We start from the raw sequence: 17805 nt of genomic DNA, 5'->3' as shown, positions 1-17805 counted from the left end.
GAATAACCAATATCATTTACCCATATACATTAAGATATATAATAGGACAGGTTCTAAAAAAGTAGGTCAATCATTGAAATTGGAGCAAAATATATATAAAGGAATAATTTAACTTAGGTCTGCCCATACTGATTTACAAACAGTTTCTTGAAGTGAGGGGTTGTAAAATGTTGTATCTTCATGATGTATGGGTAAATTGGTTTGAAGGGGAAGAAAACGGTTATAATGTTTGTCACTTTCATGAATGGCGTAAGGATGACGGGGTGGAACTGTTAGATCAGGTACCACTGATAAAAGTTGAGCCTGTTTTGTTTAAGTACATTGAAAACGATTTGTCGGAATTACCTCAACAACTTCTAGATGATATTTATCAGAAAGCCTATTTAAGAAAAAACCATGAAAGAGTTCAACTTGACTATTGCTTCGTGGTAACTGATGGAATTGGGATCTTAGCAATTGATACCATCGGCTATAATATCCCGATTCGAAAAAGTCGGTTAATTCCTAGACAAGAGCAACTGGTGTACGAAATGATTGCTCAACACGAGGCTACTAAATATCATTTTTATGAGCAGGAAAAAATGAAGGACTATCATATTCTCTCACCTGAACCAGAACTAATGAGAGGTTTAACAAGAAAAGAACGTCAATTAAAACAACTGTTATTTATGGCTTTAGATCAATTGCTCTCATCTAGTAATGAAGCAGAAGTTAGATATTGGTATACCGAATGGTGCCCAGAGCATTATTCAACCATTCAAGAATTAAATTTTGAAGCTGCATGGGAACAATTGTTTGAGGAAACAAAGTATGGGTGGTCTAAGCGACACGAGACATTTTGTGAAAATTTAATAAAAGGACAGCCGTTTTTTGAAAAGCTTTGGGAAATGGAGCACGGCCCGAAGGTAAATTAAAAGCCTGACCCAAAAGATATGTATTCCATATCTTTTGTGGGTCAGGCTTTTTTTGTTATCTCCTTTTTCTGCCAAGTCCCATGGCATTTTCCATTTTTTTAAGGGTTTTTGTTGCCACTAGATTTGCCTTTTCTGCACCTGCATCTAGAATCCTGTCGAGTTCTGATGATTCGAGTAAATCATAGTATTTTTCTTGAATAGGCTTAAAGAAATTTACGACGACATCTGCTAAATCGCCTTTAAAATCACCATATCCTTTCCCTTCATACATTCCTTCAATTTCTGAAATTGATTTAGCACCTAGGATAGAATAAATCGATAATAGGTTAGATATACCAGGTTTGTTTAATTTATCGAATTTAACAATTCCTTCTGAATCTGTGACTGCACTCTTAATTTTCTTCTCAATCTGTTTTGGGTCATCCAATGGTGTGATAATTGCCTTTTTATTTGGATCTGATTTGCTCATCTTTTTTGTTGGTTCTTGCAATGACATAATTCTCGCACCAATTTTAGGAATACTAATCTCAGGGATAGTTAATATGTCCCTGTATTTTTTATTAAATCTTTCGGCTAAATCTCGTGTTAATTCCAAATGTTGTTTTTGATCTTCGCCTACAGGTACAAGATTTGTGTTATATAAGAGGATATCCGCAGCCATGAGTGGCGGGTAAGTTAAAAGACTTGCCTGCACAGCCTCTTTACCAGTAGATTTATCCTTAAATTGTGTCATTCTTTCAAGTTCACCAATATAGGCAACACATTGCATAATCCATCCTGCCTGGGCGTGAGCTGGGACTTCAGATTGAATAAATAGAGTAGCTTTTTCTGGATCAATTCCAACTGCTAGATACAATGCCGCTAAACTTCGAATATTTTTACGAAGTGTTATTGGATCCTGTGGAACTGTAACGGCATGCTGGTCTACGATACAAAAGAAACAATTGTATTCGTTTTGCATTTCGACAAACTGTTTTAATGCTCCGATATAGTTACCTAGTGTTATTGTTCCACTCGGCTGAATACCAGAAAAGATCGTTTTCATGATTAATTTCCTCCTAAAAAAATATATAAAAAAAACCATTCATCCCCATAAAACTAATAGGGACGAATGGTTCCGCGGTACCACCCTAAATTACTCAAAAAAGAGTCACTCAATTCCACAATCATCCACAATGACAATCGGGAGTCCTTTTAACGCAAGGAAAACGTCAAATCCTACTTTTAAACCGTTTTAAATGTTCAGACAGAGGCTCCAAAGTCCATTCCGTATTTATTCGTGTTTGTTTACACCAGCCACAAACTCTCTGAAACGAAGGAAAATACGTACTACTCTTTATCATAGCCTTTTAAGCAACTATACAATTGTTCTTATTATAAATGAACTGTATATTTAATTTCAAGTCCGTAAAAAATAATATAGGCAACAGGAGATTAACATCAGTAGACCGTTAGCTAATCCATGAAATAGAAGGGGTGATGGATTGAATGTAATGAGCTCAGATAATGCAGGAATATCTTCGAACTTTCTATTGTTTTGCCCTCTTGAAAAAGCCAAATTAAATGATTTACCAATGACATCGTAAGAGCCAGAATTAATAGTATAAAGAAGTAAGGATGTAAGAAACAGCAGAGAAGAAACATAAAACGATATATCGATATAACTTAATAAAGAAATACCTTCTTTTGAGAAAGAGGAAATTAATAGTATGAGTAACTGTGTAAAAGCTAGTATATAATGTTTTTTCTTAAATCTAAATTTCACAGTATAACCTCCTAAACATTGATTTATTAGGGATACACAGAATATTATACAAAAAAATTATAATAAGTGTAAATTATAACATAGGAAATTGTAATGAATACGTAAAGAATGTTTCAATCCTGTAAATAAAATTGTAAAAAATAATGTACAATTAATTTTAAATATGTATAATAGAGAATGTAGTAATTTTTCAGAATAATAGAAAAGGGAGGTCTATAAGTGAAGAAATCAAAACTTTCACTACTTTTAGTCTTATCATTAGTTCTTAGCATGTTCCTAGCAGCATGTTCAGGCGGTACAGATAAGAATGAAGGCAAAGACAAAAATGAAGGCAATAATGCTGGTAATGAAGAACAACTAGCAGATGAGCAAGTACTTAATGTTCTTGAGTCTGCTGAAATTCCATCTATGGACAGCGTAATGTCTCAAGACGTATTAAGCTTCACAATGTTAAATGCTACAAACGAAGGTTTATATCGTTTAGATGCAGACCAAAAAGTTATCCCTGGAGTTGCTGAAGCTGCACCAACATACAATGATGACAAAACTGTTATTACAATTAAACTAAGGCAAGATACAAAATGGTCAAACGGTGACCCTGTTACTGCTAATGATTTTGTGTTTGCATGGCAACGTGCAATTGATCCGAAAGTTGCAGCTCCATATGGTGCATACTTCATGGAAGGCAAAATCAAAAATGCATCTGAAATTGTTGCAGGTAAAGCTAAACTAGATGATTTAGGTATTAAAGCAATAGATGATTATACTTTGGAAATTACTTTAGTGAGAGCGCTTCCATACATCGAATCTTACCTAACATTCCCATTGTTCTACCCACAAAACAAAAAGTTTGTTGAAGCAGAAGGCGCTAACTATGCGAAAGATGCTACTCACTTACTTTACAATGGTCCATTTAAGATGACTAAGTGGGATGGCCCAACTGGAACTGAATGGGTATTAGAAAAGAATGCTGATTACGTAAATGCTAAAGACGTTACTCTAGAGAAAATTAACTTTAACGTTTCTAAAGATCCACAAGCTTCTGCAAACGCATATACTGCTGGCGAAGCTGATATCACACCAAAGCTTGCACAAGCTGCAATCCTTTCTCAATTTGAAGGACAACCCGATTTATTACGCTACCAAGAGCCATCTATCTGGTGGTTAAAAATGAACGAAAAGAACAAAGCATTGAAGAATGTAAATATCCGTAAAGCTATTGCTTTAACTGTTGACAAAAAAGCTTTAACAGAAGATGTATTAGCAAACGGATCTATCCCTGCTGATTTTCTTGTACCAAAAGGTTTCTCATTCTTAGACGGTAAAGATTTCCGTGATACTGCAGGTACATACCTAAGCACTAATAAAGAAGAAGCTAAAAAGCTTTGGGAACAAGGACTTAAAGAAACAGGCCTTAAAGAAGTATCATTTACTTATGTTGGTCAAGATACAGAAACATCAAAAGTTACTGATGCTTTCGTTAAAGATCAATTAGAAAAAAACCTACCAGGATTAAAAATTACTATTGAAGCTGTACCTTTCAAAATTCGTATCGCACGTGAAGATGCTGAAGATTATGATTTATTAATGGGTGGTTGGGGCCCTGATTACGCTGATCCTATGACATACATGGATTTATGGGTTACTGGTGGCGGACAAAACCACATGAGCTATAGTAATCCTGAATTTGATAAGTTAATTAACTCAGCTAGTGAAGAACTTGTAGCTAAGCCACAAGATCGTTGGAAAGCTCTTCAAGATGCAGAAAAAATCTTGTTGGAAGATGATGCAGCAATTGCACCACTTTACCAACGTTCAGTTAACCTTCTTATTAATCCAAAGGTTAAAGGTTTTGCTCACCATGCATTTGGTCCAGATTATAGTTACCAGTGGATTAAAATCACAAATAAGTAGCTATATTAATCAAATAGAAAGAGAGTATATTGAAGAAATATACTCTCTTTTTACCTGTGTGGGAATTGTCAAAAAACGTCGAATATTTAAATAAAATTAGGGGGTGTAGGCATGGCAAAATATATCTTACAACGAACTGGCTATATGATAATTACACTTTTTATAGTAGCATCACTTACATTTTTCCTCATGAAGCTAATTCCAGGTAGCCCTTTTAATAATTTCGAAAAGCTCTCAGAAGTTCAGCGCGATATTTTGCTGGATAAATACGGTTTAAATGAACCTCTGCCTGTTCAATATTTTAGTTATATGAGGAATTTGGTAAAGGGTGACCTAGGAATCTCCTTTCAATTTGATAATACCCCTGTAACAGAACTTATTGCTAACCGTATTGGTCCTTCTGCACAATTAGGTTTGCAAGCAATGATAGTTGGTGCAATACTTGGCATATTCTTGGGTGTAATTGCTGCCTTAAAGCAAAATACATGGATAGATTATGGGTCTACATTTATTGCTGTAGTGGGTAAATCAGTACCGTCATTTATATTTGCTGGATTGCTTCAGTTTTATATTTCTGTTAAATTGCATTGGCTTCCTGTTATGTTATGGAAAGGACCCGAATATACCATTCTGCCTACCATTGCACTAGCAATGTTTCCAATATCAATTGCGGCACGGTTTATGCGCACTGAAATGATAGAGGTTTTAGGATCTGATTATATTACTTTGGCGAGAGCAAAGGGAGCAAGCCGCTGGCAAATTAGTCTAAAGCATGCACTTAGGAATGCATTAATACCTGTTGTGACTGTTATGGGACCCTTAGCTATTAGCTTAATGACTGGTTCACTAGTTATTGAACAAATTTTTGGAATTCCAGGATTAGGGGAGCAATTTGTTAAATCAATTAATATGAATGACTACCCTGTCATTATGGGAACTAATATTTTATTTGCTGTATTATTTGTTGTAGTTATCTTAATTGTTGATATTCTATATGGAATCATCGACCCACGTATTCGTATATCGGGGGGGAAAGCTAAATGAGCAACAAAGACATTACAATCTCAAAGGATATGTTTGCTCCTGCCCATATTGACCCATCAAAGAGTGAAAAAATTTCTAAAAAGAGCCTAAACTTTTGGCAGGATTCATGGCTAAGAGTTCGGAAGAATAAAGGTGCGGTTGTTAGCTTAGTGGTCCTAGCTATCATGCTTATTATGGCATTTGTTGGTCCGTTAATTACGCCATATGATTATGATACACAAAATACTAAATATAATAACTTGCCGCCACGTATTCAGGGTTTAGAAAATGTAGAATGGCTTCCGTTTGATGGTACATTAACCAGGAGAGACGGCACAGTATACAACGCATATGAAGTTCGAAAAGTTGATGCCTATTACTGGTTTGGAACTGATAATTTAGGCCGTGATCAATTTGCACGGATTTGGAAAGGTACACAAGTATCGTTATTTATCGCCTTCATGGCTGCATTAGTTGATATGGCTATTGGCGTAATGTATGGAGCTGTTTCTGGTTATTTGGGCGGTCGTATCGACGGTGTGATGCAGCGGATTATTGAAGTTATTGTCGGTATTCCCAACCTGATTGTCGTTGTTTTAATGATATTGCTGTTAAAGCCAGGTATTATTCCAATCATAATAGCTTTAACTATAACCGGCTGGACTAGTATGGCCCGAGTGGTTCGCGCACAAGTGTTGAAATTTAAAGGTCAGGAATTTGTTTTGGCTGCCAAAACACTAGGTGCTTCCAATTCTTCAATTATTTTTAAACATATGATTCCGAACATGTTTGGTGTCATTATCATAAATACGATGTTTTCCATCCCAAATGCTATTTTCTTTGAAGCATTTTTGAGCTTTATTGGGTTGGGATTACAAGAACCGAATGCATCTTTAGGAACATTAGTCAATTCAGGATTTAAATCTATGATTGCATTTCCTTATCAAATGATTATTCCTTCCATTATGATAGCTATTATTATGGTTTGCTTTAACTTAGTGGCGGACGGATTACGAGATGCGTTGGATCCAAAAATGCGTGATTAGAAGGCAGGTGTATGTAAATGGAGAAAGTTTTACAAGTAAAGGATTTAAATATATCGTTTCATACATTTTCTGGAGAAGTACAAGCGATTCGTGGTGTAAGCTTTGATTTATATAATGGTGAAACATTAGCGATCGTTGGTGAATCAGGTTCTGGAAAATCAGTTACAACAAAATCAATCATGCGGTTACTTCCTGAACACAATTCAGAAATTAAAAGTGGTGAAATTCTTTTCGAAGGAAAAGACCTAACAAAACTTAAAGATAAAGAAATGCAAAAAATCCGTGGAAAAGATATTTCAATGATTTTCCAAGACCCGATGACTTCACTAAATCCAACAATGAAAATTGGCAACCAGATTATGGAGCCACTTATTAAACATCAAAATATAAGCAGACACGCTGCAAAGGAAAGAGCAGTTGATTTATTAAAACTAGTTGGTATTCCAAAAGCAGAGATACGTGTAGATCAATACCCGCATCAGTTCTCCGGTGGGATGAGACAAAGGGTTGTTATCGCCATTGCCTTGGCATGTAATCCTAAAATTCTTATTGCTGATGAACCGACAACTGCTTTAGACGTTACAATTCAAGCACAAATTCTTGAATTAATGAAGGATCTACAAAAGAAAATTGATACATCGATAATCTTCATTACCCATGACCTTGGGGTGGTTGCCAATGTAGCGGATCGTGTAGCAGTGATGTATGGTGGGAAAATTGTTGAAATTGGGACAGCCGATGAGATTTTCTATAATCCACAACATCCATACACATGGGGATTAATTAGTTCAATGCCTGACATGGATACACATGACGAGGAGTTATTCTCGATTCCAGGGACACCACCAGATTTATTAGATCCTCCAAAAGGTGATGCGTTTGCACCGCGTAACCCATTTGTTATGAAAATTGATTTAGAGCAAGAGCCGCCTTTCTATAAAGTTTCTGACACACATTATGCAGCTACCTGGCTGTTACATCCTGATGCACCAAAGGTTAACCCACCTGAGGCTGTAAAAAGACGCCAAAATCAATTTGCAGGAAATGCTGGAGTTGCTATTTTAGAGAAAACTGGTCAAGGTCAATTCCCTGGAAAAAAGGAGGGGAAATAAATGGCTCAGAATGAAAAATTACTTGAAATTAAAAATTTAAAGCAATATTTTAATGAAGGTAAAGTGAACGAAGTAAAAGCAGTAGATAATGTCTCTTTTGATATATTTAAAGGTGAAGTAATGGGATTAGTAGGAGAGTCTGGTTGTGGTAAATCAACAACAGGGCGCACAATAATCCGTTTATACGATGCTACTGGCGGCGAAGTTTTATACGATGGAGTTAACGTCCACGGTAAAAAGTCTAAAAAACAATTAAAAGATTTTAATCGGAAAATGCAAATGATATTCCAAGATCCATATGCGTCATTAAATCCGAGATTAAAAATAGCTGATGTTATTGCCGAGGGAATTGATATCCATGGCTTGGCAAATTCAAAAAAAGATCGGATGGAGCAAGTATATGAGCTCTTAGAAACCGTTGGCTTGAATAGAGAGCATGCGAACCGCTATCCTCATGAATTTAGTGGTGGTCAGCGTCAGCGAATTGGTATTGCACGTGCCCTTGCTGTCCAACCCGAATTTATCATTGCTGATGAACCTATTTCAGCGTTGGATGTTTCTATCCAAGCGCAGGTTGTTAACTTGATGAAAAAACTTCAAAAAGAGAAAAACTTAACCTATCTCTTCATTGCCCATGATCTTTCAATGGTAAAATACATTAGTGATCGTATCGGTGTTATGTATTTTGGTAAAATGGTAGAACTTGCACCTGCCGATGAACTTTATAAAAATCCACTTCACCCGTACACACAATCACTTTTATCAGCGATTCCTGCTCCAGACCCAATCAGTGAACGGACACGGAAACGGAAATCATATGATCCAGCTATTCATAACTACGAGCCTAATGAACCAGTTGAATTTAGAGAGGTTACTCCTGGTCACTTTGTTCTATGCTCGGAGAAAGAGTTCAAACAATACAAAGTACAATCTAAATAAAACAAAAAAACGATCTCGCTGTGAGATCGTTTTTTTGTTTTATTATTTCTTATTGCCTCCGACAGTTTTCCATCCAGTCTGGTATTTAGCACTTTCATCAACAAATTCACTTCGATTTTTACCACCAAACACTTTTTCACCAAAACTGTTTGTAATAACACCCATTAGGGCAGTAATTCCTACAATTAGTAAAGCAACAATAGTTAAATCCAATATGTATGCACCCATAGTATTAACCCCCATCATTATTAGCTGTTTTGAATATTCGTAGCGCGATATTAATATCCCTCCTTTATTGTAAAAGAACTTACCGTTTATTTAAAGAGGAAAATAAATAACTTTCGATTTGATTTTCAAAATTAATGAATGCGTTTTCATTACAGATTTTTAATTGAGAATAGAATATTGGTTTATCGTTTTTTACCGTAGAGAAATAAATTGTTAAAGTGATGAAAGCAATTTATTTCTTGATGACCTCACTTATTTACACTGTATAGACGAACATTATAGGAAGATGAATAATGATTATTGAAAAATTTCAAGATGAAATAATAAAAAAATATGAAACTTTTAGGAGAATTATTCGTCTAATATAGTGAAACAAATAATTTTTGAATTGTTTACGCCTAACAATATTTTTTGAAAAAAAGATACCTTTTTAAGAAACAGTGGTGTATAATCAATGATATAAATTACTTATTTATAATGATTATTGAAAGATGATTTAACTTGATTATAACAAATTGGTTTAATAATTCAATATACAGGATATATCAATAAATAGACGCAAATAAAAGAGGAGTGTGAAGATCGAATGGTTACACTATACACTTCACCAAGTTGTACATCATGTAGGAAAGCCAAATCATGGTTAGAAGAGCATGAAATACCATACACAGAGAGAAATATTTTCTCCGAACCATTAACCATGGAAGAGATAAAAGAAATACTTCGAATGACTGAAGATGGTACGGATGAAATTATTTCAACAAGATCAAAGACATTTCAAAAATTAGACGTTAACTTAGATGCAATGCCGCTTCAGGATTTATTTGGATTAATAAAAGAGAATCCTGGTCTCTTGCGCAGGCCGATTATAATCGATGAAAAACGTTTACAAGTTGGATATAATGAGGATGAAATCAGACGATTCCTCCCAAGAAGAGTCAGAACGTTTCAGCTGCGCGAAGCACAGCGTATGGTTAATTAAATAAATAGGCCTTCTTTTGGAGGTCTTTTTTTGTATATAAAGAATAATATCGTTTGTGGTTTCTATTCCACTTTGCTACAATATAATGAAAATCTTAACAAAGTTAATTAGGCATTAACACGGTTTTTTAGATTTCAGCCTTTTTTATTTCCCTTATTAGTACTTTTATCATAAAATAAAAGTACACGAGTATTTACTTTTTTACACCCTATGAAAATTTTTTTTGAATTAAGTAAATGCTAAGGCAGTATCTGCTTGGGGGTATTTAGTCCCTTCAATCTGGAAAACGGAAGGGAGAGGTTGTTAATGGAGATTGAACGCATTAATGAAAATACAGTGAAATTTTACATTTCATATGGTGATATAGAGGAAAGAGGCTTTGACCGTGAAGAGATTTGGTACAATCGGGAACGTAGTGAAGAACTCTTTTGGGAAATGATGGATGAAGTCCATGATGAGGAAGAATTTGTAATTGAAGGTCCTCTTTGGATTCAAGTCCAAGCACTTGATAAAGGCTTAGAGGTTCTGGTTACCAAAGCACAGCTGTCAAAAGATGGAGAAAAGTTTGAACTCCCCATTCCTAATGAAAAAATAAAAGATTTTCCTGCTGATGATAAGATTGAAGATCTTTTGGATCATCATTATAATCGCAATCATTCAGATGAGGAAGATATAATTCTTGAGGAAGAAACGTTAGAATTCCTCATTGGCTTTAAAGACTTTGAGGATGTTATTAGCTTATCTAATCGTTCAGGATTGGATGATTTAGTGACAATGCTGTATCATTTTGAAGGAAAATACTATTTATATATTGAATTTCCTGAAGACTTATTTGAAGAAGATGAAATTGACGATATATTGAGTATTTTGCTTGAGTACGGTTTTGAAACACAACTTACCATTCATCGTATTCAAGAATATGGTAAAGAAATAATTTCTGGAAATGTTTTTACTGAATTACGAAAACATTTTCGCTAATTAATGTACCGATTTCAATATTGAAATCGGTATTTTTAACATTAACTGTTTCCTGAAAAAACTCAGGTAGGTGAGGGCACTGAAAAACACAGTAAGGGTTATTATATTTTTGGCGGTATTATCCGTACTATTGTTTTTCTTTAAGGATCAATTAGCAAGTGGGATCTTTGGATTCCTAAGTGTTTTGGTTACACTGTCAGTTATTTTTATTGGCTTTGTTATTTTCCTTGAGAACCGCCACCCAACTCAAACTATCACTTGGTTAGTAGTTCTAGGTAGCTTTCCTTTGGTTGGTTTTATTTTTTACCTCCTTTTTGGCCGAAATTATCGGAAAGAGAAGATGTTTAGGAAGAAATATTTCTTAGATAAACAAGCGTTTTTGACAGTTGAAGGTGAGGATGATCCAAGAAGTGATGAAAAGCTTAGATTAATGGGGGAGCACCAAGGTAAATTATTTAATTTGGCTCAAAAACTGGGAAATAGTCCAATTTCCTTTGATACCTCCACAAAAATCTTAACAAATGGTGAAGAAACATTTCAGCATATCTTAGAACAACTAAAAAAAGCTAGGCATCATATCCATCTTGAATATTATATTGTTCGTCACGATCATATTGGTCAAGAAATTAAAAATATTCTTATTGAAAAGGCCCATCAAGGTGTAAAGATTCGTTTCTTATATGACGCAGTGGGTTCTTGGCAGTTGTCCAAGTCTTATATTAACGACCTAAGAAATGCCGGGATCGAAATGGTGATTTTCGGGCCTGTAAAACTGCCTTTTTTAAATAATAAATTTAATTTCCGTAATCATCGTAAAATGATCATAATAGATGGGACGATCGGATTTGTTGGCGGGCTCAATATTGGAGATGAATATTTAGGAAGAGATAAGAACATTGGTTTTTGGCGTGACACGCATTTAATGCTTCGTGGGGAAGCTGTTCGAACACTTCAGCTAATTTTTTTACAAGACTGGTATTACATGACTAATCACAGTTTCCTAACAGCCGAATACTTGTCACCCCAAAATGATAATGAAAGTCACGGTGGTGTTCAACTCATTGCTGGAGGACCTGATAACGAATGGAGTGTTATCAAAAATATCTTTTTCTCAATGATTGCAAGTGCGGAAAAATCAGTTTGGATTGCTTCACCGTACTTTATTCCAGATGAAGATATCTTTTCAGCAATAAAAGTTGCAGCACTAAGTGGTATAGACGTACGGCTCCTTGTACCCAATAAACCTGATAAACGGATCGTCTTTCATGCATCAAGATCTTATTTCCCAGAGCTTTTAGAAGCAGGAGTTAAGGTATATGAATACCAACGGGGCTTTATGCACAGTAAGATTGTTATCGTTGATCATGAACTAGCCTCGATTGGAACATCCAATATGGATATGAGAAGCTTCCATTTAAATTTTGAGGTAAATGCATTCTTATTCCGGACTAAAAGTACCCAGAAGCTAGTTGATGAATATATAAATGACCTTGAATATTCTAAACAGCTGGATAAAACAATTTTTCATGAAAGACATCTGGGTTTAAGAGTACTTGAATCAACAGCTCGGTTACTATCGCCCTTACTCTAAGAAGCCTTGATAAAAAACTCGTCGAATTGGCGAGTTTTTTTTGCTATTAAAAGGAATTAATGATAATAATAGCGAATTATGATAGATGAAGGAGGCGAGAAATAATTGTTAACAGCACAAACAAAAATTGGTGAAAAAATCTGTCTAGGGCTTGATTACAAAAAAGAGACTCTTATGGCCCTTCGTAACAAAGAAGAATTTTTTTGCCCTATTTGTGGGGAAAGTGTTTTGCTTAAGTTAGGAGATCAGCGGATTTTTCATTTTGCCCATAAGCAGGGGGGAGCTTGCCGTGATTTTTATGAAAACGAATCGAATTACCACATGGAGGGAAAGCGTCAACTATTTCAGTGGCTGATAAGACAAAAGATTCCTTCCGTTTTAGAGTACTTTGATAGGGAAATTCAACAGCGACCAGATATCATGTTCAATCATAATGGAAAGAAATACGCGTTAGAGTATCAATGCTCAACCATTCCAGAGAGCATTTTTATTAAGCGGACGAATTCATATCTTCAGAATGGGTACATTCCACTATGGATTCTTTCTAGCAACAAAATACTCATTAAAAAGAGAAATATCGTTGTATTGTCAAACTTTCAGTACTTATTTTTACGGACCACTTCTTCTGGAAAGTTCTATATACCATCATATTGCCCCGAAAAACAGCAATTTCATTTGGTTGAATCAATCACTCCTTATTCCACAAAAAATGCCTTCGCCAATCATTCCTTTTATCCTATAAAAAAATAGACATAAGTGATTTATTGGAACCCAAGATGGGCAATCAGTTTAATCTATCAAGTTGGAATAGTGAAAATGAAAAATTTAATCTGAATTGGGCTCTTCATCCAGGGAATCAGCATAAATCATTTTTCCATGAAATATATAACAGAAACCTTAATCTTTTCTTATTGCCGCCAGAAATTGGTCTTCCCGTCCATCACTCACTACTTCTCCAAACACCACCAATCATTTGGCAAACGTATTTTTTTATAGATATAATCGCCGCCAAAAGCCCCGATGATTTAATATCCCTTCATGAAATTAACTGCCATTTAAAAAAGAGAATTAGGAAAAAAGAAATCGTTGTAAGAAATTTATCACAGCTTGAAAAGACTAATCCGTTATTAGCCATTATCGATTACCTTTTACTGTTAGAGCAATTGGGTATTATATCAAGAAAAGGAGATACTAGTTACCAATTGAAACGGAAGATATCGATTCCAAAGTCCAATCGAGAAAGAGAGGAAGCGAAGTTGATATTTTTTCAAAAATTTCAGCGAATCCTATTAAATAAATAAATGAAAATATTTATAAAGGCATACTATATAAAAGTGTAAATAGTTTCCTAGCTGACAATTGTGAAAAGGAGTTTGAAAAGATAAGGAGAATATAATGTAATGATCATTTCTTTTAGTAGGGCAAATAAAGAATGGAGGATGAAGGATGGCAAATGAAACTGCAGTAAAATCGCTGCCAGCACGAAGTGAAATCCCTGAACAAGATACATGGAAATTAGAAGATATTTTTTCGAGTGACCAGGAATGGGAAAAAGAGTTTCAAGAGGTAAAAGTTCAAATCCCGGGGATTAAGGAATTCGAAGGAAAATTAGGGGAAAGTGCAGAGACACTGTATCAAGCTTTTCAGTTCCAAGACAAGCTGTTAGAACGAATTGGAAAGCTTTATACATATTCACATATGCGCTATGACCAAGACACGACGAACTCTTTTTACCAGGGCTTGGATGACAGAATGAAAAATCTGTATTCACAAGCAGCCAGCCAGTTGGCTTATATTGTTCCAGAAGTTCTCTCTCTAGACGAGAGCAAAGTAACTAGCTTCTTAAATGAGAAACCAGAACTAAAATTATATGAGCATGCTCTAGCTGAAATTAACTTGCAAAGACCACATGTCCTAACAGCGGAGCAGGAAGCATTGCTAGCTGAAGCGAGTGAAGTGATGGATGCTTCTAGCAATACGTTTGGAATGTTAAACAATGCCGACCTTCAATTTCCATCTATCAAAGATGAAAATGGCGAAGAAGTAGAAATTACTCATGGCCGTTATATTCGCTTTTTAGAAAGCTCAGATCCAAGGGTAAGAAAAGATGCATTTAAAGCCGTATATAAAACGTATGGTGAATTTAAAAATACATTTTCAAGTACATTAAGTGGAAATGTGAAAAAGGATAATTTTAATGCACGAGTAAGAAAATATGATTCAGCTAGACATTCAGCCCTATCCGCTAACAATATACCGGAGAGCGTTTATGATAACCTTGTAAATACTGTTACCGATAATCTTCATTTGTTACATCGCTATGTGAAGCTTCGTAAAAAAGTGCTTGGGCTTGATGAGCTTCATATGTACGATTTATTTACTCCACTTGTGAAGGATGTAAAAATGGAAATCAAATACGATGAGGCTAAGGATTTAGTCATTAAAGGGTTAGCCCCATTAGGCGAGGAATATTCGAAAATATTAACAGAGGGCTTTGAAAATCGTTGGGTTGATGTGCATGAAAATAAAGGAAAGCGGAGTGGTGCCTATTCTTCAGGAGCATACGGTACACATCCGTATATTCTAATGAACTGGCAGGATAATGTAAATAATTTATTTACACTTGCCCATGAATTTGGCCATTCTGTTCACAGTTACTATACACGGAAATCACAACCATATCCTTACGGTAACTATTCTATTTTCGTTGCAGAAGTAGCTTCAACCTGTAATGAAGCACTCCTAAATGATTATTTATTAAAGACAATTGATGATGAACAAAAACGGATATACTTACTCAATCATTATTTAGAAGGCTTTAGAGGCACCGTGTTCCGTCAAACTATGTTTGCGGAATTTGAACACATCATCCATCAAAAGGCACAAAATAATGAGGCATTAACCGCGGATGCATTAACGGAAAGCTATTACGAATTAAATAAGAAATATTTCGGTGATGAGGATATTGTGATTGATGAGGAAATTGGATTAGAATGGGCAAGAATTCCTCATTTTTATTACAATTATTATGTTTACCAGTATGCAACTGGTTTTAGTGCAGCCACTGCATTAAGCAAGCAAATTTTAGAAGAGGGCGAGCCTGCAGTCAAAAGATACATTGACTTTCTAAGTTCGGGAAGTTCAGATTATCCAATCGAGGTGCTGAAAAAAGCTGGTGTAGATATGACAAGTGCAGAGCCAATCAAAAATGCTTGTAAGGTATTTGAAGAGAAACTGAATGAATTAGAACAATTGTTATCAAAAGCATAAATAAAGGGGATGGTGCCTGCTGGCATCCATCCCTTTTAAAATCCTCTAAACCGTTTTCTGTCATTAAGATAAAAAATAAAAATAAAAATGGATACAAACAATATTGGTGTACTAAGCAATAGAGGGAAGATCTTTAATAATGCGAGTATTTGGAGAAAAAAAGCAATTAAAATAAACAGTACCATAATAATGAAAGGGAATTTTCTCATCGAACATGGCCACCCTTTTAAAAAGTAGTTTTCATTCTTCGTACTATTATGTCTATTGTCCATTCCAGGAAATTATGATTTTTGACAATTATGTGAATTGAAGCACAAACTTATTGTCAGTATCTTTAACCCCATGCTATATTATATACGTGAAGTTGATCACAACAAACATATACCCCTTTGTTTGAACCGTGAAAAATTTCTCCCATCCCCTTTGTTCGTATAATAGAAAAATGCCTTGCAGTATAAAAACTGCAAGGCATTTTCGTTTTAAGTTTTAATATAAAGCCTATGTTAAAGGTCATTGTTTATTTTTATAGTCAAGTTGATTGGAGCGGAAAGCGAAGCGCCTGGAGCGGAAATCAACTGTCTAGTTTAATACAGCAAAAAAAATGCCGGTTAATCCCGACATTTCTTATTCCTCTATATATCTCCAAAAGGTTCCATATTTAGCGGGGATTTGTTCGACCACTTGCTTTAATAGTAGTTTCTTCATCTCCCGTTCAATTTGCGAAATAGACATATTATAAACAACGGCAATTTCCTTTGAGGCAACAAATTTAAAAAATTTCATAAACGTTTCTAATGGAGGCGGGGGAGATTGCTCTGGTTTTTCAGAGAGCATTTCCTCTAAAATTTGGACATATACCTCATATGGATAAGAACCAGTTATCTTAATTCCTTCATCCTCTACATTTTCATTGAAGAATACTAACGTAGGAATTTCTTGTACATCCATTTCAGATGTGATCTTCAAATCACATTGGAAGGCCTTCGCAGCACTTTCGGAATGGATATCATACATGAATTCCTCCACATCCAAACCTAAACTTTTAGCGCAATCTTTTAACACTTCAAGATTAGAAACATTTAGTTTTTCTAAAAACAAGCCTTCTTGTATTCTTCGTAGGAAACGAAGACCAGCACGTCTCCCTTGCAATTCAGCTGCTTTTAGAGCAATTGAAACAGTAAATGGGGAATCGACGGGATTCTCTAACCATAGGCTTCCATCACATGACATTCCTGACCTGCTAGCAGTCTTTTCCCAAACTTGAGCGAGATTCTCAAAATTCTTTTTCTTACTCAAATTTAAATCGGCTAATCGACCACTCAAAATATGCTTAATTGAAAAATAACGACCATATTCGATTTGAAGCTTCTTTAAAATGGGCTCTAATGCCCAACATTCCGGGCATAATGGGTCAATAAACATATAAATCTCAATTGGCTTTTTCTCATTTCCGCCACATTGCTGCTTGGAGCCAGAAGATCTTGAACTATTCACGATCTTCACCTAATACCTCACCATCAGGCGTGTTAATCATGTGTTGGGCAGTAAGATGAAGTCTTGAATAAAATTCGTCCCTTGTTGGACCATTTAAGCCAATTTTGTCCATTGCTTGAGTCATGCAAGATAACCATGCTTTCGCACGTTTTGGAGTAACTGGAAATGGCAAATGGCGAGCACGCATCATTGGATGGCCATGTTCTTCTGTATACAATGCAGGGCCGCCTAAATATTGAGTTAAGAATTGCTTTTGTTTACGAGCAATTTCTGTAAATTGATTTGGGAATATTGGAGCAAGATCAGGATGTTGTGCAACAAGTCCATAAAAAGTGTCCACAAGATGGTGTAATGTATCTTCACCAATGGATTCAAATGGTGAAAGCTTTCTCTCAATCATGTTGACAACTCCTCTAAAGTATTATGTAGATTTATTTTAACAATGCCTATTTCATATCTCAAATTAATTGCTTTGAAAATGTGAATTTGTCACTCTGAACACATTATTAATGTGTACCAAGTGAGCAATTCTTAATAGGAGAAAGAGGC

The 17805-nt window shown here is 35.3% G+C and carries 16 protein-coding genes and 1 other annotated feature; of the genes, 12 read left to right on the top strand and 4 right to left on the bottom strand.

Annotated features, from left to right (window positions below; genetic code table 11):
* Positions 1-167: 167 nt before the first annotated feature.
* Positions 168-914 carry a YjbA family protein gene (locus J7E77_RS06585; protein WP_168242495.1) on the top strand — a complete coding sequence of 249 codons (747 nt, stop codon included), beginning with the start codon at positions 168-170 and terminating at the stop codon, positions 912-914.
* A 55-nt stretch (positions 915-969) separates the two neighbouring features.
* Here J7E77_RS06585 and trpS read toward each other — a convergent pair whose 3' ends face one another.
* The gene (trpS, locus tag J7E77_RS06580) at positions 970-1962 is read right to left on the bottom strand and encodes a tryptophan--tRNA ligase (RefSeq protein WP_214713361.1); all 993 of its coding nucleotides are present in this window, start codon (positions 1960-1962) and stop codon (positions 970-972) included.
* A 52-nt stretch (positions 1963-2014) separates the two neighbouring features.
* Positions 2015-2266, bottom strand: a binding site (T-box leader).
* Positions 2267-2898: 632 nt separating this feature from the next.
* On the opposite strand from trpS, the gene J7E77_RS06570 reads away from it, so the two are divergent.
* The 5 genes from J7E77_RS06570 to J7E77_RS06550 all read left to right on the top strand — a co-directional run bounded on the left by J7E77_RS06570 (position 2899) and on the right by J7E77_RS06550 (position 8713).
* Complete coding sequence (locus tag J7E77_RS06570) at positions 2899-4593, top strand: peptide ABC transporter substrate-binding protein (protein WP_214713180.1); 1695 nt, start codon at positions 2899-2901, stop codon at positions 4591-4593.
* A 111-nt stretch (positions 4594-4704) separates the two neighbouring features.
* Positions 4705-5637: an oligopeptide ABC transporter permease gene (gene opp3b, locus J7E77_RS06565; RefSeq protein ID WP_214713179.1), complete on the top strand. Its 933-nt coding sequence runs from the start codon at positions 4705-4707 to the stop codon at positions 5635-5637.
* Positions 5634-6662 carry an oligopeptide ABC transporter permease gene (gene opp3C / locus J7E77_RS06560; RefSeq protein ID WP_214713178.1) on the top strand — a complete coding sequence of 343 codons (1029 nt, stop codon included), beginning with the start codon at positions 5634-5636 and terminating at the stop codon, positions 6660-6662. Before opp3b ends, opp3C begins: the two co-directional genes overlap by 4 nt.
* Before the next feature lie 17 nt (positions 6663-6679).
* Positions 6680-7774, top strand: a complete 1095-nt coding sequence (locus J7E77_RS06555; RefSeq protein WP_214713177.1) for an ABC transporter ATP-binding protein — start codon at positions 6680-6682, stop codon at positions 7772-7774.
* On the top strand, positions 7775-8713 hold the full coding sequence (locus J7E77_RS06550) for an ABC transporter ATP-binding protein (RefSeq protein WP_214713176.1): 939 nt from the start codon (positions 7775-7777) through the stop codon (positions 8711-8713).
* Positions 8714-8755: 42 nt separating this feature from the next.
* On the opposite strand, the gene J7E77_RS06545 is transcribed toward J7E77_RS06550, so the two are convergent.
* On the bottom strand, positions 8756-8941 hold the full coding sequence (locus tag J7E77_RS06545) for a hypothetical protein (protein WP_088086078.1): 186 nt from the start codon (positions 8939-8941) through the stop codon (positions 8756-8758).
* A 586-nt stretch (positions 8942-9527) separates the two neighbouring features.
* Here J7E77_RS06545 and spxA point away from each other — a divergent pair.
* The 6 genes from spxA (at position 9528) to pepF (ending at position 15762) form a co-directional block, all read left to right on the top strand.
* Positions 9528-9923: a transcriptional regulator SpxA gene (gene spxA / locus J7E77_RS06540; RefSeq protein ID WP_026566143.1), complete on the top strand. Its 396-nt coding sequence runs from the start codon at positions 9528-9530 to the stop codon at positions 9921-9923.
* Between the two features lie 306 nt (positions 9924-10229).
* Complete coding sequence (gene mecA / locus J7E77_RS06535) at positions 10230-10901, top strand: adaptor protein MecA (RefSeq protein WP_214713360.1); 672 nt, start codon at positions 10230-10232, stop codon at positions 10899-10901.
* Between the two features lie 79 nt (positions 10902-10980).
* Positions 10981-12492, top strand: a complete 1512-nt coding sequence (gene cls, locus J7E77_RS06530) for a cardiolipin synthase (RefSeq protein ID WP_214713359.1) — start codon at positions 10981-10983, stop codon at positions 12490-12492.
* 105 nt (positions 12493-12597) lie between these two features.
* The gene (locus tag J7E77_RS06525) at positions 12598-13242 is read left to right on the top strand and encodes a competence protein CoiA (protein ID WP_214713175.1); all 645 of its coding nucleotides are present in this window, start codon (positions 12598-12600) and stop codon (positions 13240-13242) included.
* 26 nt (positions 13243-13268) lie between these two features.
* On the top strand, positions 13269-13793 hold the full coding sequence (locus J7E77_RS06520) for a hypothetical protein (RefSeq protein WP_214713174.1): 525 nt from the start codon (positions 13269-13271) through the stop codon (positions 13791-13793).
* 145 nt (positions 13794-13938) lie between these two features.
* Positions 13939-15762, top strand: coding sequence for an oligoendopeptidase F (gene pepF / locus J7E77_RS06515; RefSeq protein WP_214713173.1), 1824 nt, complete (start codon positions 13939-13941; stop codon positions 15760-15762).
* Between the two features lie 624 nt (positions 15763-16386).
* On the opposite strand, the gene J7E77_RS06510 is transcribed toward pepF, so the two are convergent.
* Together J7E77_RS06510 and J7E77_RS06505 are read right to left on the bottom strand one after the other, a co-directional pair.
* Entirely contained in the window at positions 16387-17256 is an 870-nt protein-coding gene (locus J7E77_RS06510) for a ClpXP adapter SpxH family protein (RefSeq protein WP_308160443.1), read from the bottom strand.
* Positions 17249-17656 (bottom strand): globin domain-containing protein, encoded by a 408-nt coding sequence (locus tag J7E77_RS06505; protein WP_214713172.1) that lies wholly within the window; start codon positions 17654-17656, stop codon positions 17249-17251. The genes J7E77_RS06510 and J7E77_RS06505 overlap by 8 nt, the downstream gene beginning before the upstream one ends.
* Positions 17657-17805 lie beyond the last annotated feature (149 nt).

The sequence above is a fragment of the Bacillus sp. ISL-77 genome (assembly GCF_018613105.1).
Note: the sequence above shows the minus strand (reverse complement) of the source record. Positions and strands in the feature narration are given on the sequence as shown.